Annotated in this window: 22 protein-coding genes; 5 read left to right on the top strand and 17 right to left on the bottom strand. The window is 45.0% G+C overall.

The genetic code is table 11. The features are described from left to right. The first annotated feature begins 171 nt into the window (after positions 1 to 171). A complete protein-coding gene (locus MSG38_RS12620) occupies positions 172 to 525 on the top strand; it encodes a hypothetical protein (RefSeq protein ID WP_048610474.1) in 354 nt (117 codons plus the stop codon). A 128-nt stretch (positions 526 to 653) separates the two neighbouring features. Then, complete coding sequence (locus MSG38_RS12615; RefSeq protein ID WP_017063436.1) at positions 654 to 2,540, top strand: BCCT family transporter; 1,887 nt, start codon at positions 654 to 656, stop codon at positions 2,538 to 2,540. A gap of 105 nt (positions 2,541 to 2,645) precedes the next feature. Here the strand turns inward: MSG38_RS12615 and MSG38_RS12610 are convergent, their stop codons facing one another. Beyond that, positions 2,646 to 3,083: a YcgN family cysteine cluster protein gene (locus MSG38_RS12610; RefSeq protein ID WP_248401960.1), complete on the bottom strand. Its 438-nt coding sequence runs from the start codon at positions 3,081 to 3,083 to the stop codon at positions 2,646 to 2,648. A 159-nt stretch (positions 3,084 to 3,242) separates the two neighbouring features. Between MSG38_RS12610 and MSG38_RS12605 the strand changes: the two genes are divergently transcribed. Further along, the gene (locus MSG38_RS12605) at positions 3,243 to 3,491 is read left to right on the top strand and encodes a YkgJ family cysteine cluster protein (protein ID WP_004734153.1); all 249 of its coding nucleotides are present in this window, start codon (positions 3,243 to 3,245) and stop codon (positions 3,489 to 3,491) included. A gap of 100 nt (positions 3,492 to 3,591) precedes the next feature. Next, positions 3,592 to 4,281 carry an aquaporin Z gene (aqpZ, locus tag MSG38_RS12600; protein WP_248401959.1) on the top strand — a complete coding sequence of 230 codons (690 nt, stop codon included), beginning with the start codon at positions 3,592 to 3,594 and terminating at the stop codon, positions 4,279 to 4,281. 66 nt (positions 4,282 to 4,347) lie between these two features. On the opposite strand, the gene recR is transcribed toward aqpZ, so the two are convergent. From recR to MSG38_RS12565, 7 genes are all read right to left on the bottom strand, one after another. After that, the gene (gene recR, locus MSG38_RS12595) at positions 4,348 to 4,947 is read right to left on the bottom strand and encodes a recombination mediator RecR (RefSeq protein WP_019823189.1); all 600 of its coding nucleotides are present in this window, start codon (positions 4,945 to 4,947) and stop codon (positions 4,348 to 4,350) included. Positions 4,948 to 5,025: 78 nt separating this feature from the next. Next, entirely contained in the window at positions 5,026 to 5,355 is a 330-nt protein-coding gene (locus MSG38_RS12590; protein ID WP_017062338.1) for a YbaB/EbfC family nucleoid-associated protein, read from the bottom strand. Positions 5,356 to 5,507: 152 nt separating this feature from the next. After that, entirely contained in the window at positions 5,508 to 7,736 is a 2,229-nt protein-coding gene (dnaX, locus tag MSG38_RS12585; protein WP_248401958.1) for a DNA polymerase III subunit gamma/tau, read from the bottom strand. A gap of 18 nt (positions 7,737 to 7,754) precedes the next feature. Then, positions 7,755 to 8,300: an adenine phosphoribosyltransferase gene (apt, locus tag MSG38_RS12580; RefSeq protein WP_248401957.1), complete on the bottom strand. Its 546-nt coding sequence runs from the start codon at positions 8,298 to 8,300 to the stop codon at positions 7,755 to 7,757. Between the two features lie 161 nt (positions 8,301 to 8,461). After that, positions 8,462 to 8,833, bottom strand: coding sequence for a YbaN family protein (locus tag MSG38_RS12575; protein WP_086971119.1), 372 nt, complete (start codon positions 8,831 to 8,833; stop codon positions 8,462 to 8,464). A 74-nt stretch (positions 8,834 to 8,907) separates the two neighbouring features. Further along, positions 8,908 to 9,045, bottom strand: coding sequence for a hypothetical protein (locus tag MSG38_RS12570; protein ID WP_017067606.1), 138 nt, complete (start codon positions 9,043 to 9,045; stop codon positions 8,908 to 8,910). 148 nt (positions 9,046 to 9,193) lie between these two features. Further along, positions 9,194 to 10,297 carry a response regulator gene (locus MSG38_RS12565; RefSeq protein WP_048610462.1) on the bottom strand — a complete coding sequence of 368 codons (1,104 nt, stop codon included), beginning with the start codon at positions 10,295 to 10,297 and terminating at the stop codon, positions 9,194 to 9,196. 228 nt (positions 10,298 to 10,525) lie between these two features. Here MSG38_RS12565 and MSG38_RS12560 point away from each other — a divergent pair, with 228 nt between their 5' ends. Further along, positions 10,526 to 11,401, top strand: coding sequence for a LysR family transcriptional regulator (locus MSG38_RS12560; protein ID WP_017067604.1), 876 nt, complete (start codon positions 10,526 to 10,528; stop codon positions 11,399 to 11,401). A gap of 101 nt (positions 11,402 to 11,502) precedes the next feature. Here the strand turns inward: MSG38_RS12560 and purF are convergent, their stop codons facing one another. The 9 genes from purF to MSG38_RS12515 all read right to left on the bottom strand — a co-directional run bounded on the left by purF (position 11,503) and on the right by MSG38_RS12515 (position 24,777). Continuing rightward, positions 11,503 to 13,017: an amidophosphoribosyltransferase gene (gene purF / locus MSG38_RS12555; RefSeq protein WP_017066676.1), complete on the bottom strand. Its 1,515-nt coding sequence runs from the start codon at positions 13,015 to 13,017 to the stop codon at positions 11,503 to 11,505. A gap of 34 nt (positions 13,018 to 13,051) precedes the next feature. Beyond that, positions 13,052 to 13,543: a CvpA family protein gene (locus MSG38_RS12550; RefSeq protein ID WP_009848678.1), complete on the bottom strand. Its 492-nt coding sequence runs from the start codon at positions 13,541 to 13,543 to the stop codon at positions 13,052 to 13,054. A 61-nt stretch (positions 13,544 to 13,604) separates the two neighbouring features. After that, positions 13,605 to 14,177 carry an SPOR domain-containing protein gene (locus MSG38_RS12545; protein WP_048611509.1) on the bottom strand — a complete coding sequence of 191 codons (573 nt, stop codon included), beginning with the start codon at positions 14,175 to 14,177 and terminating at the stop codon, positions 13,605 to 13,607. Next, positions 14,178 to 15,440 (bottom strand): bifunctional tetrahydrofolate synthase/dihydrofolate synthase, encoded by a 1,263-nt coding sequence (gene folC, locus MSG38_RS12540; RefSeq protein WP_048611507.1) that lies wholly within the window; start codon positions 15,438 to 15,440, stop codon positions 14,178 to 14,180. 42 nt (positions 15,441 to 15,482) lie between these two features. Continuing rightward, a complete protein-coding gene (accD, locus tag MSG38_RS12535; RefSeq protein ID WP_017062348.1) occupies positions 15,483 to 16,409 on the bottom strand; it encodes an acetyl-CoA carboxylase, carboxyltransferase subunit beta in 927 nt (308 codons plus the stop codon). Between the two features lie 176 nt (positions 16,410 to 16,585). Next, positions 16,586 to 17,380, bottom strand: a complete 795-nt coding sequence (gene truA, locus MSG38_RS12530; protein ID WP_004734161.1) for a tRNA pseudouridine(38-40) synthase TruA — start codon at positions 17,378 to 17,380, stop codon at positions 16,586 to 16,588. Positions 17,381 to 17,574: 194 nt separating this feature from the next. Beyond that, positions 17,575 to 22,410 (bottom strand): FimV/HubP family polar landmark protein, encoded by a 4,836-nt coding sequence (locus tag MSG38_RS12525; RefSeq protein WP_248401956.1) that lies wholly within the window; start codon positions 22,408 to 22,410, stop codon positions 17,575 to 17,577. A 207-nt stretch (positions 22,411 to 22,617) separates the two neighbouring features. Continuing rightward, entirely contained in the window at positions 22,618 to 23,631 is a 1,014-nt protein-coding gene (locus tag MSG38_RS12520) for an aspartate-semialdehyde dehydrogenase (protein ID WP_010436890.1), read from the bottom strand. 12 nt (positions 23,632 to 23,643) lie between these two features. Continuing rightward, positions 23,644 to 24,777, bottom strand: a complete 1,134-nt coding sequence (locus tag MSG38_RS12515) for a 4-phosphoerythronate dehydrogenase (protein ID WP_248401955.1) — start codon at positions 24,775 to 24,777, stop codon at positions 23,644 to 23,646. Between the last annotated feature and the right edge of the window lie 68 nt (positions 24,778 to 24,845).

Here is a 24,845-nt window from a genome sequence, read left to right as displayed (position 1 = left end):
TATCTAAATCAAACATTCTTATCGGCACAAGACTTGCTTAGTAAATAGACGATTTAACCAAGCAGACGAAAATGTAATGTGCGAATAAAAAACATCACTATCGATGATTAATTGCACAAGTTTTTCACACCTCTGCCGATACTATATTTAAGGATAGGTAAGGAGAGCGATATGACGCCAGTAGGAACGAGTAATACTCAGCTGTATTCACCTTCGCAAATGAATGCACAAGCTAAAAGCACTGAAGCTGAAAAGCCTGCGCCGCTTAAGGTTGAGCAAAATACCGTGAAGCTTTCTGATGAAGGCAAAGCCCTATTATCTGCACTTAAAGAAATCGATAAAGAAGCCAAGAAAGTCGAAGCTGAAAACGAGACCGTTACCGATAAGGTTGAGTCATTTGCTCATGGCGCTTTAGGTATGGATCACCCAGATAAGATTGAAGAAGAGGACGATGGTTCTTATTCAGCTGGGCAATACTTATCCGCAGCGGCAACCGTTGGTGGCATTCTACTTGCCTTAATCTAACTTTCCCCTCTGTTACTGTACTTTCCTCTCTGCATTAAAGCGATTTGTCGTCACGACAACAGACCCGATTTGGTCTAAAAAACGAGTTCATTCCATAATTCCGCTCTCATTTTAATGGAATAATACTCGTGAAAAACACTTTTGAGCTTATTGATAAGCCTACTTTCTTTGGTGCGATTGCACTCCTACTCACGATAGTTTTCCCGCTCATTTTGTTCCCTGCACAGGGCGCAGACTGGATTGCGGTTGCGAAAACATTCATGACGGACCAACTTGGATTTTTATATCTTGCGCTAGGCCTCGCTGCCTGTGCATTTATGGTTTACGTTGTGTTCAGTGATATGGGACAAATTAAACTGGGCGAAGCTGATGAAGAGCCTGAATTCAAAACAGCATCATGGGCTGCAATGCTATTTTGTGGCGGTATCGGTGCAAGTATCTTGTACTGGGGCTGTATTGAGTGGGCTTACTACTACCAATCACCGCCTTTCCAACTAGAGCCGGGCAGTGAAGAAGCGGTTCGTTGGGCTGCAACTTACGGTTTGTTCCACTGGGGACCAATCGCGTGGTCTATCTACCTGATCCCTGCGATTCCTATCGCTTACTTCTTCTATGTACGTAAACAGCCAGTTCTAAAGATCTCTAGTGCGTTAATGCCTGTTCTTGGTGAACACCGCAGTAAAGGCGTACCTGGAAAAATCGTCGATATCCTTTTCATTTTCGGTCTATTAGGCGGCGCTGCAACAACGTTAGGTTTAGCTGCACCTCTAATCACTGAAGGTCTGAATCACCTATTTGGTCTACCTAAAAATAACCTAACGCAAGTGATGGTGCTTTTAGTGTGTACTGCGATTTTTGCTTACTCATCTTATGCTGGATTGGAAAAAGGCATCAAGATCCTAAGTAACATCAACTTCTGGGGTGCAATGGGTCTGTTGGCTTTCGTTCTGATCGCGGGTCCAACAATCTTCATGTTAGAAACAGGTTTAGACTCAATTGGTCGCCTACTGTCTAACTTCTTCGTGATGGCAACGTGGGCTGAACCATTTGGTGGCTACGGTACATTCGAAAACACTCACTTCCCACAAGACTGGACGATTTTCTACTGGGCATGGTGGCTAGTATTTGCACCGAGTATGGGTCTGTTTGTTGCGCGTATCTCTCGCGGCAGAACCATCAAACAAATGGTGTCAGGTTCGATCTTCTTTGGTTCTCTAGGTTGTTTCCTATTCTTCATGATCTTAGGTAACTACGGCCTATCACTTCAGCTTTCTGGTGAGCTGGATGTCGTTGCGATTTTGAATGCTGAAGGCGCAACCAAAGCTATCTTCTCGATGCTTGCACAATTGCCAATGAGCACGCTGGTTATTGCTGTATTTACAATGCTGTGTATTATCTTCACGGCAACGACATTTGACTCTATCTCATACATCCTGGCGTCTGTTGTACAAAACAACGTGACCGAAGAGCCAATGCGCTGGAACCGTATGTTCTGGGCATTTACTCTATCGTTCTTGCCAACTATTCTGATGTTCTTGGGCGGCCTAAGTACGCTACAAACCGCAGCGATTGTTGGTGGCTTACCGCTGCTTGCTATCTCTGTCATGTTGATGATTTCAGCGGTTCGTGCGACTAACCTCGACCTACGCCATCAAGATGCGTACATCGAGCCAACGATCAACATCGAAGAACTGCCAGACATGGACCCTTGGTCTGCTGAAGGTATGGCGCTGGCTCAATTTGAGAAAGAAAGAGATGCAGCACAAGAAGCTGCAGAACTTGAGCGTGTTGCTTACACAGAACTTGCCGCAGTGAAGAAAGAAATTCGCGCTTATGTGCTAGAACAAGGTTCACAAATGGAAACTCACGAGTTACCAGAGAACCTACAACAAGCACTTGAGCAGGCCGAGAGTAATCTTAGTGCCGCACAAGCGAAAAAGATCGAGTTATCTGAGCAAGCTCAGAATGCTCGTATCACGTTCAACCAGGTGGTTGCAGACTTACCGCTTGCTTGACATTAGCCATGACACAGTCCATTGATTTGGACCCTCCTAAATACGACAAAGGCTCACAGAAATGTGAGCCTTTTTTTATTCGGGTGATTGACTAGTCTTCGTTAACTAGCGGTTCGGGTGATTCAAAATGTGATCTTCCCAATCCACCACATCGATTTCGTATACCACTTTGTTACGAACGCTTTCACCTGCTGCATGCATCTCTGTTTTTGATCCGGTGATCAATGGGTGCCACTCAGGGATCGGCTTAGATTCTGATAGTAGGCGGTAAGCACAAGTGTCTGGTAGCCAGTGAAACTCATCGATCTTGTCACGAGTCAGCTTCAAACACTCTTCACCTGAAGTGAAGCGGTTCGGGTAGTCTTTACACGAACATGTTTTGTCGTTTAACCAGCTACACGCCACATTGGTGTAGTAAACTTCATCGCTATCTTCATCCATTAGTTTATGCAGGCAGCACTTACCACAACCGTCGCAAAGTGATTCCCACTCATTCTCGGTCATTTGCTCTAGTGTCTTTTCTTGCCAAAATGAATTCGTCATAGGATTACTTCTTACTCTTTTACTGGGGTGCGTGTTATACCGCTAGCCCATAAAAAGTTCAAGGATAATAATTGTTCATTCTTTGATTCAATCAACAGCTGTCACTCTCATCATTTTTTGCTACTATCGCGCACCCTGTTATTTAGTGAGTTTAATTTGATGGAATGTCGTCTAGGTTGTGGAGCATGTTGTATCGCTCCAAGTATTACATCTGCTATTCCTGGAATGCCTAATGGTAAGCCTGCTGGCGTACGCTGCATCCAATTAAATGAGCAAGATCTCTGCAAATTATTTGGTCAACCTTCACGCCCGAAGGTATGTCACCAATTCAAAGCTTGCCCTATCATTTGTGGTAAAACCGACCAAGAAGCCCTTGATAACCTGATCGAGTTAGAAGCCATTACCTAAGATTAGCTGACCTTTTCTTCCTCCTATATGCCCAAGATTTCACAATTCTTCGAAATCTAAACTATCTTGTTGATACTGGTACAGATTAATAAGGATCGTTATGAATAGGTATATCGCAGAAATGTTCGGTACATTTTGGTTGGTGTTAGGTGGTTGTGGTAGTGCCGTCTTAGCCGCCGCTTTTCCCGATGTAGGTATCGGCTTACTCGGGGTTTCCCTCGCATTTGGTTTAACCGTACTCACCATGGCTTTTGCTATTGGCCATATATCCGGCTGTCATCTCAACCCTGCTGTTACAATAGGTCTTTGGAGCGGTGGTCGCTTTGATACCAAAGACGTCGCACCTTACATTATTGCTCAGGTCATTGGCGGTATTATCGCGGGTGGTGTGTTATTCGTGATTGCTTCAGGCCAAGCAGGCTTTGACGCTGCGGCATCTGGCTTTGCTTCAAATGGTTACGGTGAACACTCACCGGGCGGCTATTCACTTACCGCTGCACTGGTCTGTGAAGTGGTGATGACCATGGTATTCCTATTCGTGATCATGGGCGCAACTGATTCAAAAGCGCCTGCTGGGTTTGCACCCATTGCGATTGGTCTCTGTTTGACCTTGATTCACCTTATCAGTATCCCTGTCACTAACACCTCTGTGAACCCTGCTCGAAGTACCGGCGTGGCTGTATTTGTCGGTGACTGGGCTGTTTCACAACTATGGCTATTCTGGGTGGCACCAATTATTGGTGCCGTGATTGGCGCGATGATATACAAAGCGGTGAGAGGTTCAGATTAAGCGCTGAAAAACGTCTAAAGCAATAAAAGAAAAAGCCGCTTAGTGATGATTCACCAAGCGGCTTTTTTAGATCTTATGACGACCGAGTAAGGAGTGCGAAAGCGTGGTGCCATCCACCAGCTCTAGCTCACCACCAACGGGAACACCATGAGCGATACGACTAGCGTTCACTTCATGGGCATTACATAGCTCAGCAATGTAATGCGCTGTTGCTTCCCCTTCAACTGTTGGGTTAGTCGCTAGGATTACTTCAGAGATATCACCACGACGCAGGCGGTAGTCCAAAACATCGAGACCGATGTCACTTGGACCAATGCCATCAAGTGGTGAAAGGTGACCCATCAATACAAAGTAACGACCTGAATATTGGCCTGTCGCTTCTATTGCTGCAATATCTGCAGGGCTCTCTACTACACAGATTTGACCATTTTCCTGACGTTTAGGATTGGTACAAATGTGGCAAGTATCTTCTTCAGTAAAAGTACGGCACTCATTACAGTGACCGATTTCGGTCATTGCTTGGCTAAGAGCTTCAGCCAATTGTAGGCCGCCTTTTCTATCGCGCTGTAACAAATGAAAGGCCATACGCTGCGCCGACTTGGGGCCAACCCCAGGTAGACAACGTAAGGCCTCCATCAAATGCTCCAGCATATGACTGGTACGCATATTTAACCGTTCTAATTTTCAAGTAATAGCCTGTTCAACACAAACCACCACCTGAATTAACCTTTAAGAATAAGTTACTTAGAAAGGCATCTTCATACCTGGTGGAAGTTGCATTCCGCCAGTTACGCTAGCCATTTTCTCTTTTTGAGTTTCTTCAACGCGACGAGCCGCATCGTTGAAAGCAGCAGCGATAAGATCTTCAAGCATCTCTTTATCGTCTTCCATTAGGCTTTCATCGATATCAACACGGCGAACGCTGTGGCTACCAGTGATCGTTACTTTTACAAGGCCAGCACCTGACTCACCTGTAACTTCCATATTTGCGATTTCTTCTTGAAGCTTTTGCATGCGCTCTTGCATTTGCTGGGCTTGCTTCATCATGTTGCCCATACCGCCTTTACCAAACATGTTAATACTCTCTGGTCTAATTGGTTTATTAAAATTAATTAAGCTATACGAGCTTAAATGGGGGTTAAAACAGTGTGATTCAACCCCTCGATGTTCAGTTCTCAGATTTGCTTATCTGGGATGATACGCCGGTCACTAAACAAGAAAACGTTCTAGATAGGACGAACGCTGTCTCTGTCGAGTTCAGCGGCAAAACGTCTTTCAATGAACTGTACGTTGGCATCGTTTTCTAAAGCGGTAAACGCGTCTTTCAACTTACCTTGATACAATCGCTCTCGTAATTCTAGCGGCGTTTCTCCACCATCACCGATTTCAACACTCAAATGACACTCTTCTCCAAGCACAGTATTGAGAGACTGCAATAGCTCACTCTGTGCACGGTCCGTATTCAAGTGAGCTTGGCTCGCTCTTAACGTTAAAGTGATTGATGTGTCGTTTTTAGCAAACACTGAGTTCAATGCTAACTGTTCAACAAGCTTGGCTGTCTCTAGCTTTTGAATCGTGGCGGACCATTCATCTTGAGCAATCGACTCTTGAAGCAATTTATCGACCATTTCTGGTGTCTTAATATGCTCTAACGCACGCTTGATCTGAGTAGGTGTAAGCTCTTTGCTCACCTCTTTCACTACAGGTTTAGACGGTTTCCAGCGATAAGGTTCATTATCGTTGGTCACATTTTCTGTCGAAGAGGCTGATAAAGAAGCTGGCGACACCCGCTCAGAACCACCGTGTTGCTGAGCAACTCGATCAAGAACTGAAGTTTTAGCAGGTGTCGCTTTAGCCTTTTTTGGCGCCGAGCCTTTGTTTTCTGTTGCCGAACTGCCTCTACGTTGAGAACGTAATTGGTGGCGTAAACCACTCACAGGCGAAGTTGCACGCACTGGCTGCTCTTGCGGAGCAGAAGGTGCAGCGCTTGGCTGTTGAACCGGGCTCTGGTTCTGATAATTCGTTTGTTGCTGCTGAGGCTGCTCTGCACCGTAGCTTGGACGCTCATCATAAGCAGGAGGCGCGTCATACTGGCTATGCGGGTAATCCTGTTCTGGATAACCTTGGTTGCCTGAATGTTCAGCGTAACCTTGCGAATCTGAATACTGTGCTGGGTTCTGCTGCGGAGCCTGTTGCACGGGTTGCTGCTGCATAGGCTGCTGTTGAGGCGCCTGTTGTTGCATCTGAGGCTGTCTCGGAGCTGCCATTGGCGCAGGTTGACTCACTGACTGAGCAACGTTCTGAGCTTGAGCTGCTGGAACTGGCGCTGGGCTTGCCGACTGAGTCGAGATTGCAGTAGCAACCGCTTGTTCAGCTGGTCTAAATGCCAACATGCGTAAAACCACCATCTCAATACCAACGCGAGCGGTTGGTGACAATGGTAAGTCTTCACGACCTTTCAACACGATCTGGTAGTAGAGTTGAATGTCTTGTGGGCTAAGCGCTTTGCTCAGTAGTTCAAGCTTCTCTGCGTCAGGCTGTGCCTTATCTAATGTAGATGGCAAAGCTTGGAACATCGCAAGACGATGCAGTTGAGTCGCAAGCTGATTCAGCAAACCATCCCACTCGACACCGTTCTCAGCAAGGCTTTGGATACACGCCATCGCTTGCTGTGGCTGCTTACTGCTAATCGCTTCAAGCAAGTGGATAGCTTGGTCGGTATCCAGTGTTCCGAGCATGTGAGCAACAGTATCTGTTACGACACTGCCATTACCCAATGCGATAGCTTGGTCTGTAAGGCTTAATGCATCACGCATACTGCCATCAGCAGCATGAGCAATCATTCCAAGCGCACGAGACTCAGACGTCACATCTTCTTGTTCAAGAATATGATCGAGCTGCTCGTGAATATTATCAACGCTGATCGGCTTGAGGTGGAACTGCAAACAACGCGACAAGATAGTCACTGGAAGCTTCTGTGGATCCGTTGTTGCGAGCAAGAATTTCACATACTCAGGCGGCTCTTCTAAGGTCTTTAGAAGCGCGTTAAAGCTGTGCCTAGAAAGCATGTGTACTTCATCGATTAGGTAAACCTTGAAGCGACCACGTGCAGGCTTGTACTGAACATTGTCCAGAAGCTCGCGGGTATCTTCTACCTTAGTACGTGATGCCGCATCAATCTCAAGTAGGTCAACAAAGCGACCTTCATCGATCTCTTTACAGGTTGCACATTCACCACAAGGTGTTGAGGTAATGCCTGTCTCACAGTTGAGTCCCTTAGCAAACAAACGGCCGATGGTCGTTTTACCGACACCTCGTGTACCGCTGAACAGGTATGCATGGTGCAACCTGTTCTGGCTAAGGGCATTCTCTAATGCTGTTAAAACATGGGCTTGACCAACCACTTCTTTGAATTTGGTTGGTCGCCATTTTCGCGCTAACGCAAGATAGCTCATGAATAATTCCGAAAAGGATTAGTGACCGTCGAATTCGCAGATGCTAAACACTTCTAGACCTAAGCCTTGTAAGCGCTTGTCACCACCGATTTCTGGAAGGTTAATAACAAATGCAGCGTGTTCTACCACACCACCAAGTTGACGAATCAACTTTGTTGTTGCTTCAATCGTACCGCCTGTTGCTAGCAAATCATCAACCATCAACACTTTGTCGCCTTCAACGATAGCATCAGTATGGATTTCTAGAGTGTCGGTGCCGTACTCAAGCTCATAAGATTGTGCCACAGTTTGACGAGGCAGCTTGCCCGGCTTACGAACAGGAATGAAGCCAACACCTAGCTCAAGAGCAAGAGGCGCACCAAATAGGAAACCACGAGCTTCAGTACCAACGATCTTAGTAAAGCCCATGTCCTTGTATGTTTCCGCTAGCAGGTCGATAGTCGCTTTGTAAACTGCTGGATCTTCCATCAAGCTTGTTACGTCACGGAACAAAATACCCGCTTTAGGGTAATCAGGAATGCTTTTGATGCTTGCTTTGATCAGAGAGATTTTTTCTGTGTTCATAATCTTATGCACTTCATTAGGCCGCTTTCCAAACTCTCGTTAACGAATCAAACATCAACGCTTGGAATTAAGGAAAGGTACGATTGGTATTCATTGCAACGAGAGTCATAACTCTGATTGCTGAAATAATAAACGCCCGCTATACAAGCAGGCACACTAGCTTAATGGTAGTGATTTTCTTTGCGGTCAGCAACCAACTCATGGGTTGGAAGTCGCATAAACCATGTGAGAAGAATAACAAGTACACAAATTAGGAAAGCCTTGACCCAAATGATAGGGGCAAAGTAGATGGATAAAGCAAAACTCAACAAGATAAAGAATACGCCACGCGTTTTAACTTGTTTGGTGACGGCACCGTGTTGATACCAATTGTTCAGCAAAGGACCCAGCGTTTTGTGCTCATGCATCCATTTATGAACTTTCGGATTACTTCGCATGAAACATGCGCTAGCAAGAAGGAGGAAAGGAGTGGTTGGCAGAACGGGCAAAACTATCCCTAGAACTGCGAGAAATATACAAAGGCCACCAGCAATATTGAGGCTTAAAACTCGAACGCTAATTGTGGCCTCCTTGAGTTAGCTATCACCAGTCAGTGACGACAGCTTAACTAGAATGTTGCGTAACCATTGAATACTCGGATCAACGTAAGTGTTGCTGGTAGCAATGGAATCATTAAAAATGCGGCTAAAAATCCTAAAAAGTAGAATACATTAAACGGGTCTTGAAAGTCTTTGTTATCTGCCATGATTGCTTCTTGTTTTTGTTAGTAAAGGTAAGTATCCGGCGAACCAAACCCGCTTTGCTAAATCGACATTTAACAAAAAAGGCATAGCCACACCATTTGCGCAACTATACCTTAATCAATTATTCACAAAAACCGAGGAAATATAGGGTTAATCAGTAGACCCTTGGTGTATGTCTAAACTAAAACTTGCCGATCCAAGTAGGCTCAACGAAAGTTGGCAGCCCTGTTCGATCGGAAGGTCCCGCGTAATAAAGTTCTTCTTGCAGTTCTCGCCCAAGCGCTCACCTGCTGCAATATGTTGATTCAATTCACCATTCGACCATTGCCCATCTAAACCCGCAGGTAAAATGGAGATGGTTCCCTCGGCAAGGTCTGCAACACCAAACAAGGCATTCACTGGGGTAGAACATTTAGAGCAACGAATCCCCTTCTCTAAGATCTCAGCAATATCTTTGAGATCAACGTTAAAATCTTTTCTGTTTCTTATGTAATCGTGGAACAGCGCTCTCACTAACAATGTTGTCGCGGAGCCGCCATTATCAGACGACGATGAATCGACGAGGTAAAAAGCAAACTGCCCGTTCATCATCCACGCATAATCAAACACAAGTGGCATCATCTCTGTTGATTGCAGTAACCGGTAACTGCAACGCCATGATCCTTGTCGCGTATCTTTCTCTGGAAGCAACGCATGCAGTAAGTCTTTTGCTGCGCTTGGATTATCTTGAAGGTAATTCAGATGCCAATGCAGTTCTTGGTCTTCAGGGATCTCCCCCCCGTCATCCACACAGAACCATTGGCTCGAAAAATCTCGTTGGTCTGAAATGTTATCGAACGAATCTGTCAATGTATTCGCAATCGCACTTCCTAGGTGACGGTGATCCTCTAACGGTTTCGCTAAGAAGTCTTTAATACCAAATCGCAAGGCTTTCGCCACATCAGACATATCATCAGTGCCGGACACAACGATCATAGGCAGTGACGGGTACTCTAAACTGAGCTCTTCCACAAGCTCGATACCATCAAGTATTGGCATTGATAAGTCACACACAATTAAATCTGGCGCTGAGTCTCTAAGTTTCTGCAAAGCGTCCAGTCCATTTTCAGCCTCAACCACTTTATAACCGACCTTGTCTAGGTACGCGCTGGTTATACGGCGAAAAATAGGATCATCATCAACCAACATCACGCATTTTTGGTTAATTACTTCCTGAGCCGAGGTCATTACTGGCTGACTGTGAGTTTTGTACATAATCTATAACCTCACAAAACTAAGTCGAATTATTATTGTTATCTGTTCTAAGAACTAATATAAAACTTAGTAATAAAATGCTAAATACACAAATTTGCACTCTTTACTGGTAATTCGTGACGAGGGTTGGAATACTTGTAAATAGTGCAACGAGTTGACGTAACGCAAACATTGATCTCACTGTTACGTATAAATTAGATGAGATTGTAAACAAATGTGTCTGGATTTATGAAATTAGATGATTTAAACCTCTTTCGACTCGTCGTTGAAAATGGGAGCTACACCGCAACATCGCGCAAGACTATGATTCCGGTTGCGACCATCACACGACGCATCCAAGCCTTAGAAGATTCTTTGAACCTTAGGCTTCTCAATAGACACGCGCGTAAACTTTCTTTAACAGAGGCAGGCGAACGTTTCTTCAATGAATGCTCTCCGCTGTTGCAACGTCTCTCTTCTACTGCAGAAGAGTTAACTGACGTGTGTAAAGGCGCTTCCGGTAAGATTCGTATTACGGCACCCTCAAATCTGACCAAGCGCATGATGATGCCAATGTTCAGTGAATTCATGACTCAATACCCTGATATCAATATTGAGCTGATGATGAACAACCAAGCGGATCAGCTGGATCCAACGGAGTGGGACGTGATTTTCCGTGTCGGACCGCAGCGTGATTCAAGCCTAATCGCTCGAAAAATCAGTGAAGTCAAAGATATTCTTATCGCGAGCCCTGAGTACTTAGCGAAGAACCCAGCTCCAAGCCATGCTGAAGAGCTAGCGAACCATTCGCTACTTAAAGGCTACCCGCTGATTAAGTGGCAGCTGAGTAATTCGAATGAAGAGACGGTGGTAAATAGCGAGAAAGGCCGTTTCAACGCCAATGCGCTTAATGTCGTGAGACAAGCGTGCTCAGAAGGCCTAGGTATCACCCTGATGCCTGACGTGATGATTCGTGAATACATTGAAGATGGCAGCTTAGTGCAAGTCTTAGAAGACTGGAGCGCTAACCCTCGTGATATTTACATGCTTTATAACCACAAAGACCATCTACCAGAGAAAGTGAGATTGTTTATTGATTTTGTGATCGCATACCACATTCATTAAGGTTAATCCCCTTCTCTATAAACAAAAAAACCAGAGCCGATGCTCTGGTTTTTTATTTTCTGTATCGCTAGCGAAACTCTGTATGACTAACGAAACGCTAATTAAGCGCCTTCGTTGTGTAACTCTAGGTTAGCAAGATCTTGTTGAATCTCACGCTGAACCTTTGAGTCGTCATTACGCAAAGAGTCTAGGAAATCTAGGTACGCTTGGTCGATATCGCCCGTTACATACTCGCCGTTAAATACAGAAGTATCGAAACGAGAAATGTCTTGATTGCCCATGCCCACTGCAGAAATCAGATCTGGTAGTGTTTGGAAAATCAATGCGTCTGCGCCAATCTGCTTACAAATCGTTTCGTTATCACGACCATGAGCAATCAGCTCTGTCGCGCTCGGCATATCAATGCCGTAAACGTTAGGGAAGCGAACCTCTGGAGCCGCTGAAACCATGAAGACCTTGTTTGCGCCAGAATCACGAGCCATCTCAATGATTTGCTCTGATGTTGTGCCGCGAACAATAGAATCGTCAACCAGAAGAACGTTCTTACCTTTAAACTCAGAGCGGATTGCGTTGAGCTTACGGCGAACTGACTTCTTACGCTGTTGCTGACCAGGCATGATGAACGTGCGACCAACATAGCGGTTTTTCACGAAACCTTGACGGTATGGCTTATTGATCGCTTGAGCGATTCGTAGCGCAATATCGTTTGATGTTTCAGGGATTGGGATAACCACATCAATATCTAAGTCTGCGTACTCTTCTTTAATACGCTTACCAAGCATCTCACCCATCTCAACGCGTGCGCTGTAAACCGAGATTTTGTCGATGAATGAATCTGGGCGTGCAAAGTATACAAACTCAAAGATACATGGGTTTAGTTGAGGATTGTCTGCGCATTGCTTAGTGAAAAGCTCACCGTCGAACGTTGCGTAGATAGCTTCACCTGGTGCTACGTCGCGCATGAAGTCGAAACCAACAGCATCGAGTGCTACCGATTCAGACGCAACCATGTACTCTGTTTTACCTTGAACTTCACGCTTACCAAGACACAGTGGACGAATACCGTGTGGGTCACGGAATGCGATCATACCGTGGCCGATGATCATCGCCGTTACAGCGTAAGCACCACGAATTGTACGGTGCACATTTGCCACAGCACGGAAAACGTCATCTGAAGTTACGTTACCTTTAACGGTATCGATCTCATGAGCTAATACGTTCAGTAGAACTTCAGAGTCAGAGGTTGTGTTTACATGACGACGGTCTTTTTCGAACAACTTCTCACGAACTTCGTTTGCGTTCGTCAGGTTACCGTTGTGCGCCAACGTAATGCCAAAAGGAGAGTTTACGTAGAAAGGCTGAGCTTCAGACGCACTTGAACTACCCGCAGTAGGATAACGAACATGGCCAATACCAACTTCACCTTGTAGGCGCTGCATGTGTTTTGCTTCAAAAACATCTTTTACTAAACCGTTCGCCTTACGCAGACGGAAACGATTGCTTTCTATGGTACAAATACCAGCGGCATCTTGGCCACGATGCTGCAATACCGTTAAAGCGTCATAAATAGACTGGTTTACAGGTGTTGAACCCACGATTCCAACAATACCACACATGTCCTAATCCTCGATTTTTCGACATTAACTGGCGCTAGAGCGCGCCAGATAAGAAACTAGATGTTGCTTGTAAATGCTCGAAGAACGGCGCAATGATTCGACTAAATTCCGGAACCAATTGCGAATTCTTCCACCACTCAGAACTTGGGAATGCAGTAAACGCATCCATGAAAAACAACACTGCAGAAACAATCAAAACACCACGTAAGCCACCAAAGACGACACCGAGGATTCTGTCTGTACCTGACAGGCCTGTTTTCTGAACTAGTTGACCGATGACATAGTTAACTAAGGCACCCACAACTAACGTTGCAACAAACAATGCTGCTATCGCAGTTCCGTTTCGAAACATCTCATCTTCGATATTGGTGAAGTACATCGCTAATTTAGCGTAGTACTGGCTAGCAATAAAAAATGCTCCAAACCAAATAACGAGTGACAAGGCTTCTTTAGCGAAACCACGGACTAAACTGATCACGGCAGAGAAGCCGATCACGCCTAAAATGACAAAATCTAACCAATTCATGAATTCTTCATCTTAAGTTGGCGCGCATTTTAACAGAAAAAATGCTGACGCAAACGTTTTCTTATGGATTTAACGGTTTAAATTTGAGCAATTGGCCTTTTGAACCCGTAATTTTTTCTAATTCCTTAATTTGTCGCTCAAGTTTGGATTTAGAGACATCCGGGCCAATAATTACTCGCGTAAATGTTTTTTCTTGCTTGGTGTGAGCCTGATAACCACGCTTTTGCAGATCCTTAACAACGTTTTTTGCATTGTCAGCATTCTTCAAAGCCATCAATTGAATAATCCAAGCACTGTCTTGGTATTCATTTTTTTCCGGTACTGGCTTAACCACGACTGCTACTTTATCTGCTTCTTTTTCAGAAACCGATGCCGTTTGCGAATCTGAATTATCAGTACGACCACTTTCAACCACTTGCTCAACCGGAGAATCTGGTAGCGCTATCTGATCTTCAACGGGATCGAGTACTTCAAACACTTCAACATTACTATCAAGCTCAGGCTTAATCGGAATGCTTGCAAACTCTTCTTTATAGTGGAGCTTCTTACCATCTAGCACATCGGGTAATACAATCACGCCAATGGCCACTAAAATGATGGTGCCGACTAATCGGCTTTGGAATTTACTTGCCATTTAGTTTCCTTTTTTCTGCCAATGCTCCAACACTTCACCCACGGTATGGAAAGAACCGACAACCAACACAACATCGTCACCTTTAACAGAAGCTAAAGCCGCTTCAAAAGCTGTGACAGGGTTTGAATGCTGTTCTACGCCTTCTGGTAGGCTTTGACACAGTTCAGCGGCTGTCGCAGCGCGTGGCCCTTGCAATGAAGCTGGATACCAATGAGTTGCGATTGGCGCTAATACTTCCAATGTCGCTGGGATATCTTTGTCATGAAGCATGGCGACTACAACGTGTAAATTTTTACCTGCATACTTTTTCGTAACTTGCTGCGCAAAGTATTCAGCAGAATGCGGGTTGTGCGCCACATCCAGCACAATCACGGGTTGTTCGCTAATTTGCTGCATACGCCCTGGAAGCTGCGCATTCTTCATGCCGTTAACCACGTTCACGTCACTAATACTAAGCTCTGATGTGCCCAATGCCATTAATGCTGTTGCCGCGTTAGGTAACGGCAGGCTTGGAATAGGTAGTGATTCTAGTTGGAATGCCCCACTGCGCCAGTTCCACGTATCACCGTCAACATCATAAGTGTATTGAATACCGACTTGGTAGAACTCAGCCTTAATATCATCAGCGTGCGCTGCAACCGTTGCTGGTGGCTTGGGTTGACCACAGATAGCGGGGTTACCGCTGCGATAAATGCCCGCTTTCTCAAAGCCAATCACATTAATGTCATCACCTAGCCAGTCAACATGGTCGACAGCCAAACTAGTAATCACAGAAACATCATGCTCAACGATATTGGTCGCGTCTAAGCGCCCGCCTAAACCCACTTCTAAAAGCACAACATCAACCGCTTCAGTTTGAAATGCACGTAACGCCGCTAAAGTGCCATATTCGAAAAAACTCAGGCTGATTTCGCCACGCTCTTTCTCAATGAAATCGAAAGACTGAACCATCTTTTCATCAGATAGATCTTGGCCGTTGATACGAACACGTTCGTTATAGCGAATTAAGTGAGGAGAGCTGTAGACACCAACTGAGTAACCAGCGTCCAATAGAATCGCTTCCATCAGTGCACATGTTGAGCCTTTGCCATTGGTTCCGGCAACAGTAATAACATGTTGAGCAGGTTTGGTGAGGTTTGCCTTAGAGGCGACGGCCTGAACTCGGTCTAATCCAAGATCAATAGCGCTTGTGTGGATGTTTGATAAATAATCAAGCCACATCTCCAAAGAGGATGTGGCTTGAGGAATAGGTTGTTGACTCATCTAACTCATAACCATAATAAAGTTGGTTTGTTAGAAGGTACTTTACCCTTTTTCTGGCGCTTCTGGTACTTCATAAGTAGCTTCATTCGGTGAATCGTTCACAGAAACTACTAATGGTGAAGGCTGGTTGGTCATTTTAGCAACAAGGCTTGCAACGCGCTGACGCATCTCACGACGGTCAACGATCATGTCGATAGCACCGTGGTCTAGTAGGAACTCACTGCGTTGGAAACCTTCAGGAAGGTCTTCACGTACCGTTTGTTCGATTACACGACGTCCAGCAAAACCGATCAGTGCTTTTGGCTCACCAATGTTGATATCGCCAAGCATTGCCAAACTTGCAGAAACACCACCCATTGTTGGATCAGTCATGACTGAAACAAACGGTAGGCCTTTCGCAGACAAACGCTCAAGCGCAGCACTGGTTTTCGCCATTTGCATTAGAGACATCAATGCCTCTTGCATACGAGCACCACCACTTGCAGAGAAACACACTAAACCACAGTTGTTCTCGATAGCAGCATCTACCGCTTTCACGAAACGAGCACCAACAACAGAACCCATTGAGCCGCCCATGAATGAGAATTCAAAAGCACACGCTACGATAGGTAAACCCAATAGTTCGCCTTTCATTGCAACTAATGCGTCTGTTTCACCACTGTTCTTTTGAGCAGCAGAGATACGTTCTTTGTAACGCTTAGAGTCTTTAAACTTCAGCTTGTCTTGTGGCTCAAGATCAGCACCTAGTTCAACACGCTCACCTTTGTCTAGGAATGTATCCAGACGGCGACGTGCTTTCATGCGCATGTGATGGTCACATTTTGGACATACTTCTAGGTTACGCTCTAGTTCAGCATGGTACAGAACCTGCTCACAAGAAGTACATTTAGTCCAAACACCCTCAGGGATAGACGCTTTACGAGATGTTACGATGTTGCTTTTTTCTAAAATCTTTTCAAGCCAACTCATGGAAGACCTTTTTGTTTCGATTCTTCCGCTTGATTGCGAAAGAAATAAATTTGGGAATTATGCGTGGGAATTAAAGCACATAAAACAGCGACTGTAGATAAAAAACTGGTTGTACCTATTTTCTGGGACTATCTTACGCACTAAACCGTAATAATTTTTGAACCTAAGTCTCACATTTAGTTCAAATTATCCGGTAAAAATAGAGGACCAATTGGCTCTCGTGGTAGCTCAAAATGTTCAGGATAATCAACATCCACCAGATACAAACCTTCCGCTTTTGCAGTTGCGCCGGCTACTTTTCGATCTTTAGCTTCTAAAAGCCACTGGATCCACTCTGGTTTCTGCTCACCTTTACCTACGGCAATAAGGCTACCAGTAATATTCCTCACCATGTGGTGAACAAACGCATTCGCTTTAATATCGATCACAATGTAGTGTCCATGACGAGTCACATTCAAGTGAATCATGTTTCTCCATGGGCTACGAGATTGACAATGTGTTGCCCTGAACGAAGTGAAGTCATTCTCACCAAGTAAGTACTGACCCGCTTCATGCATTTTTTTCTCATCAAGATGACCATGATAATGGCTCACACCTGAATTCAAAATGCCTGGGCGTAGTGCATGGTTAAAGATAATGTAGCGATAACGGCGAGCTGTTGCAGAAAAACGAGCATGGAAATCCTCATTCACTTCTGTCGCCCAACGAACCGCAATATCTTTCGGCATGTTGGCATTCGCGCCCATTGTCCATGCCACCATTTTACGATCGACATTAGTTTCAAAGTGAACGACTTGTCCCGTACCGTGAACACCGGCATCTGTACGACCTGCGCACATAACTTCTACAGGGTGATTCGCGACAACTGAAAGAGCCTTTTCCAATTCTTCTTGGACACTTTTCACGTCTCGTTGGCGCTGCCAACCAAAGTAGTGGGTACCGTTATATTCAATACCTAAAGCAATTTTCATGTTCTTGTTCTCTTTGAAAATGGGCGAGAAGTATATACGGAAATCAGTGCTAGCCCAAATAGGATGGGGCTAAAACTTTAATAAACAATCAGCATAGACCGAGACGATGCTGTTGAAAAACCAAATCAAGCAATAGTGCTCTGCACCGCCTTAAAATAAAGGGTAGCCAACGCTACCCTTTCTGATTTGTAAATTTATCGACCGTTTAACGTATCGATAAGATTTTTTGCCTCTCGACGAATATCATCGCTGCCATCAACGATTGCCTCTTCTAGAAGCTTAATTGCCCCTTGCGAGTCACTCATCTCGATGTAGATTTTGGCCAAATCAAGCTTACCCGCAGCTTCTGCATTGCTGTCGACATCATAATTGCCAATATCACCGATAACATCAGGGAATTCGTTTAGACCAACATCCAGTTTAAGCTCTTCATCGTCTGGGTTAATGACTTCTTCACCTTCTTGCTCGACTTGAGCCATCAGTTCATCAATCGTCATGTACTGCTTATCACGACTGTTGCCTGATTCGGTTAGGTTGTCTTGTTGAGCCCAATTCTCTTCTTTGATTTTCGGTTCAGCTTGCTGCTCAGCCGATGCCCAAATCTCTTGTTGGTCATCAGGCACATCATTATGCATGCTCGATTGTTGCTCTGGTGCTAGGTTAAAGCCTTTCCAGTCTTCGCCGCCAACTTCAAGCATGGCGTCAATATCTAGCCCTGCGCTATCAATCGAAGTTGCGTCCAATGGCTTATCAAACATGTTATCGACAGAGTCTTGAACATCTTCAGAAAGCAACTCAGCTAATGCTGTCTCATCAAAGTCATCAAAGCCTTCTAGTGGCTCGTCTTGAACCGCTGCAGGCGTTGAGTTTGGCTCTGAAGCCGCGCTCAGTGATTGTTCTGGCTGTGAAAAACCAGCCGGTTCAGAGTCTTCAGCGTTCGAGAAATCACCAGCCTGACTGTAGCTCTGCGGATTTGAGAACAAATCATGCAACGCATCTTGCTCTTCGCCTTGTGGGCTGAAAGAAGTCAGTGGTGTTGGCTTCTCTGCAAACGCATCGGAGATGGCTTCGTCTTCACCGTATTCCGGTAAATCAAACTCATCAAACTCTACGCCTTGGTCTTCCGCTACCGGCTCAGCATTGCTTTGCTCAATATCATCTAAAACAGAGTCCGCTTTTGCGCTTTCTTCATCGTACTCAGGAAGCTCAAGGTCATCGAACTCGAACTTCTCGGTGTCAGGCGCTAAGTCTTGCTCTAGCTGCGCTTCATCTGGTTCACTCACCACTTCCGCTAACGCATCGTCTTCACCAAACTCTGGAAGTTCGAAGTCATCGAATGAGAACTCTTCTTCGCTTTCTGGTTGCGCAGTATCAGCCTTTGGTGCGGCATCTAGCTGAGGCTCAGCGGTAGGTTGTGATTCAACACTTGGTTGAGCATCAATAGCTGGCGTTATTGGTTCAGGTGTTGATTCAGCATCAGCTTCCGCTAGTGCGTCTTCTTCACCAAACTCTGGTAACTCGAAATCATCAAACGAAAACTCTTCGTCGTCTTGCCCCTGAGCTTTAACTTGGGCTTCAGTTTGAGGTTCAACACTTGGTTGAGCATCAATAGCTGGCGTTACTGGTTCTGGTGTTGATTCAGCATCGGCTTCCGCTAGTGCGTCTTCTTCACTAAACTCTGGCAATTCAAAGTCATCAAACGAGAATTCTTCTTCGCCTTCTTGTCCTAGAACTTCAGCTTGTTCTGCTACTTCCGCTTGTGGTGTAGCTTCAACTTGCGGTTCAGCATCTAACTGAGGTTCAGCGACTGGTGTAACTAGCTCTGGTGTTACGTCAGTTTCCGCTAATGCTTCTGGTTCAGACGCCTCATCTTCAATCAGCCAATCATCGTCTTGTGGCACACCAAATTCATTCGGAATGATCTCTGGCATGTTTGCAGCACGAACTGGCTCTGGCTCTGGCTCTGGCTCTGGCTCTGGCTCTGGCTCTGGCTCTGGCTCTGGCTCTGGCAAGGATTCAACGACATCTTCAAGCTGATCGCTACCTTGGATTTTCGGTTCAAAGTCAAAATCAGAGGTAACGTTCGCTGGCGACTCTACATCGTCGATGGCTTCAGCTAACCAGTCTTCAACCGTATCTTCTTCATCTTCAGAGATATCATTTAAAGAGGATGGCGAAGTTTGTTCTTGTATGTCGGTTTCTTTTGGTTCTGGTTCTGGTTGTGCGATTTGTTCTTGAACTCGCTCTTCAAAATCTGGTTTATCAAAATCAGAATTCTCAGATAACAGCGAGTCGATATCCAATTCATCATCTTCAACCGATGATGCGCTTTCTTCCGCTGATACTTCGTTGCTGCTTGAAAGAGGCGCTTGCTCTGGTTCAACCGTATTGTCAATTGATGGTTCAACAGGCTCTTCTATCGCTGGAAACAAATCATTGTCATCAGAAGTCATTAACTCATCAAGCAAAGCATCCGTTGCCGGTGCGACACCGAACAAATCATCGATAAAACCATCACGATTAAAGGCTTCATCATTTTCTGGCTTAATGTCAGAACTTTCTTGAGTCATTTCAGAATCTAACGATTCATCAGTAACGACTTCAGGTTGTGGTGTTTCACTAATGTCCGATGCTTGCTCAGGCTCAACTTCGGATGTTTCCGAGGTTAACGGAGTAAGCTCAACGTCTGAGTCCTTTTCAGGCTCATCGTTGACGTTGTCAAAACCAAAGGCTGCATCTAACTCTTTATCAAATGTCTTATCTTCAGATTCAAGCTCGTCTTCAATGCCACTTGTCAGTAAGTCATCAAACGGGTCTAGAGATTCTGATTTTGGTGCATCCGCTGAAAGCTCATCATCTGACAATTCACTATCAAGGAAGTCATCCAGTAAGTCGGTACTTTCGGCGTCAAGTTCGAAATCATCATCGTCAGAATCACCTATCAATTCATCTAAAGTTTCCGTGCTATCTTCCGCAATGTTTAGATCATCATCGCTCGATAGGCCAGAAAGCTCTTCAAGCTCAGACAGAGAATCAAAGCCAAGAGGTTCGCTTTCAGACTCATCATCCGAATCGTCCCCTAGCATCTCATCAAGAAGGTCTGTCGAGTTACTTAGGTCTACGTCATCGCCTGCCAGTTGCTCATCAAGCAGATCAACGCTGTCTTGAGGTTCTTCATTAACGATGGGCTTATCGAACTGAGACAGAATGTTTTCGATATCATCATCAGACGCCAAACCACTGTTTAGGTTAGTGGCAATCTCATCGTCGCTATCGAGGTTGAAAGGGTTATTCGCTTGATCGTTCTGAGCGGCAACCTGGGCAAAGATGTCATCAATATCATCATTCGCTGTCGGTGAAGCTGGCTCAGGGGACTGTTGTTCAGAGATTAGAGCATCAATATCAAAGTCGTCATTGCTCAAATCAGCAGGCTTAGTCTCACTTTGTTGCTCAGAGATAAGCGCATCGATGTCAAAATCATCGCTTGCTGGTGTTTCAGTGCTAGAAGGCGAATCACTTTGCTCTTCCGAAATCAGAGCATCAATATCGAAGCTATCATCATCTCCGTCATCAAGAGCAAACAGATCATCTAATAAAGATTGGTCTAGCTCGTTGGAACCGAGATCTTCAGTTTCAGACTCTTGAGATAGTAAAGCTTCAATGTCATCAGCAGACATTGCGTTATCATCAGAAAGGTCGAAGTCGACATCATCAGTATCGACGGCGCTTTCCGCAGTTTTGTCTAGCGCACGCTCCATCTCTTCAAGACCAAGCGCCTTCTCTTCGCCATTAACACTAATGCCGTTGCTGCTGTCTAAGTCTAGATCGTCGAAGTTGGTGTCTAAATCGCCGTTTTCGCCAATGCTAGCAAACGGGTCATCGTCTTCACCATCTAAATTGAAATCAAGATCAGATTCATCTAAACCAGCAAAGACATCGTCTTCCTCCGCTAGCGCTTGATCGTCAAACAACTTGTTGGCGTCATCTTCCGTACCAAACAAGTCATCGTCTAAAGACAGCTCGTTAAGGTCATCCATCTCGTCGCCCAATGTAATAGGCGCAACGGTGCTTGGTTCTGGCTGGAGCGGTTGTTCTTGAGTCGTCTGCTGTTGCTCATCATTTTTAGAACGACGACCCAACAGCATCACAACGATCAAACCAATGAGCAGGCCTGGAATAATCGCTAGAGCCGCCACTAACCAACCATTCGATAACAGTTCGTCCATGGCACTTGGTGCCATTTTTTCAATTTCAGCGTTCTTTCTGCGCTCTTCATCAAGCAGTTTTTCCACTTCACTACGAATGCGATCTTCATCACTGAGCTCAGTTTTTAGCTCATCCACTTCCGATTGAACATTCGATAACATCAAACGAAGTTGGTGATTTTTCTCTTCAAGTGACAACAGTTCAGTTTCTGAAAGCTCTAGCTGCTTCTCTAACTTGTTCATCTCTTGGGTTGGTGCAGATTGAGCTAGAGAGGATTGAGTTGTAGACAATAGCTTTTTAGCGGTTTCAGTAGTGCTTACTTGCTTAGCAGGAGCAACATTTTTTGCATCAGAACTCGGCGCTTTGGGTTTTGAAGCGACAGGCTTACTTGCGGGAGCATCAAGCTTAGCAAGATGTGAGTTCATGATGTTGATAGCTTGCTGTGTGGAGCTTGCACGTGCTTGCTCTAAAGAAGGCACACGTAAATTACTGGCAGGCAGCAGGCTATGGATATTCTGATTTTCAAACGCTTGTGGGTTTAAGCGATAAATAGCCAACAGGGTTTGTTGGACTGACACGGAGTTATCAGGGCGTAACTTTGAAGCAATAGACCACAATGTTTCTGAGCCGCGAGTTGGACCATAGAAACGTGAAGGCTCAGCGCTATTCGATTGCGCTCTTTGAAGAGGTTCTGAAAACGTAGGCGCTGATTGTATCTGGCCATTAGGCCCTACAACTCGAATGGAATCTGCACGAACAACGGAAATCTGAGTCGCAAGGATAAAGGCAAAAGGCATTAACCACGGCTTGAAAATTTGAAACATAAAAGGCTCAGCTAGGTGCTTAAATTCGGAAAAGTGATGATCTATTAAATATATCGGATAAATGACGTAAAACTATAGAGATGAAAACAAAAAATGTGTTGCAGCAACAATATTCGCAGCAATTTCACACAATTTGACTAACAATATTTTTAATCGATTAAAAAAGCCCCACTAAAGAGTGAGGCTTGTTTATCAAAGCAATAAAGCTTAGAAGTAATCGCGAATCAGAACTTCAGCGATTTGAACTGCGTTTGTTGCTGCGCCTTTACGAACGTTATCAGCGACAACCCACATGTTCACGCCGCTGTGATGGCTGATGTCGTTACGAATACGACCAACCATTACGTGGTCTTTACCACCAGCATCACGAACTTGAGTTGGGAAGTCTAGCGCTTGGAATACTTCAACACCTTCTGTGTTCTCTAGAAGCTGAACCACTTGCTCTGCACCGATTGGTGCGCGAGTTTCAATGTGTAGAGATTCTGCGTGACCGTAGAATACTGGTACACGAACACAAGTCGGGTTCACTGTGATTGAAGAGTCAGCAAAGATTTTTTGAGTTTCCCAAACCATCTTCATCTCTTCACGCGTGTAGCCGTTCTCTGTAAATTCATCGATTTGAGGGATACAGTTGAAAGCGATCTGCTGTGAGAACGCTGAATTTTCAGCTGGCATACCGTTAAGAAGCTTAGCCGTTTGACCCGCTAGCTCATCGATACCTGGCTTACCTGCACCAGACACAGATTGGTAAGTTGAAACGTTAATACGCTCAAGGCCCACTTCATCGTGAATTGGTTTTAGCGCTACTACCATTTGGATAGTCGAGCAGTTAGGGTTCGCGATGATGTTACGGTTACGGAATTCAGCAATTGCTTCAGGGTTCACTTCTGGCACAACCAGGGGAACATCGTATTCGTAACGGAAACGTGATGTGTTATCGATAACAACCACACCTTCATCAGCCGCAATTGGAGCCCAACGCTCTGAAAGCTCACTACCTGCAGAGAAAAACGCAATATGTACTTGAGACCAATCGAAGTCTTCTACGTTTTGTACTTGTATTGTTTTGCCGTTAAAACGGGAAGTTTTGCCTTCACTACGTTCACTTGCTAGTAAGTGCAGTTCACCGACAGGGAATTTACGCTCTTTAAGTACTTCAAGAATGGTTTCACCAACCGCACCAGTCGCACCTAAAATAGCAATATTAAATTCTTGGCTCATTGTTTCTCTCTTTTATAAAGTTGGCTTTACCATAAAACCGAGTTTAGATAACGGCGTTAAATTACAAGATTCGTCGCCCGTTAACTCGACTGCACTGTACTCTCTGCGGTCCCAATATTCTTTACGCATCTTGTCAAAAGAACCCGGCGTAACGATATTGCGACGGAATAAGGCGTCGTCTTTGCGCACATCATAGATCAACTGAGTCAAATTGTGCAGTGTTGCTTCATCCCAAGCTCTATCTAATTTCATTTGAGGTACAGGCGCTGTCGGCAATAAGTCGCTCGCATAAGCACGCTGTTCAGTACCTAAAAACTCACAATAGCTGTTGAAGATCATCGTGGTACCACGCGCTTTACCCTCTAAACCGTAGCCCGCTACGTGAGGAGTCGCAAAAGCGAGTAACGGAAGAAGCTCAAAGTCGACTTCAGGTTCAAACTCAAACACATCAAGCACTGCGGTAAAACCATCGTTTTTTTGCAGGCGAGCTTTTAGCGCTTGGTTATCAACCACAGGACCGCGAGCTGCATTAATCAGAATTTGATCAGCACGTAAGTTGTTCAGCACTTGCTCACTGATTAAGTGATGCGTTGGAAACTCACCTGTCTTAGTGATCGGTGTGTGTAATGTAATAACGTCTGATTGCTCAAGCAGAGCCTCTAAATCAGTAAATTCGCGAGTGTCACCCTCTTGTTGTTTTAGAGGATCGTTCAGCAGAACTTTAATACCAATGCCTTCTAGGCACTTCGCTAAGTAACTGCCCACTTGACCACAGCCGATAATACCAACCGTTTTATCAAAAACAGAGAAGCCTTGTTGCTGCGCAAGCACCATCATCGCACTGAACGCGTACTCAGCAACACCCACCTTGTTACAGCCAGGCGCCGCAGTAAAGAAAATACCACGCTCTTTCATCAATTCTTGGTCAACATGATCCATACCAGCGGTCGCAGTACCGACAAACTTCAGCTTATTGGCTTTGCTGATCAATGACTCGTTTACCTTGGTAACAGAGCGAATCATCAATGCGTCTACGTCAACTAGGTCGTCAGCTGTTAATGTGCGACCAGACTTCATTGTCACTTCCCCTAGCTGGCTAAAAAGCGCTTCAGCGTAAGGCATATTTTCGTCGATTAAGATTTTCATTTGGCGAGTACTTTTGTTGGGGTCTATCGACCTAAATGTGAATTGAAATGATTGTGCAAAATTCCACA

The organism is Vibrio sp. 1CM24A (genome assembly GCF_023161725.1).
Taxonomy (GTDB): domain Bacteria; phylum Pseudomonadota; class Gammaproteobacteria; order Enterobacterales; family Vibrionaceae; genus Vibrio; species Vibrio coralliirubri.
Note: the sequence above shows the minus strand (reverse complement) of the source record. Positions and strands in the feature narration are given on the sequence as shown.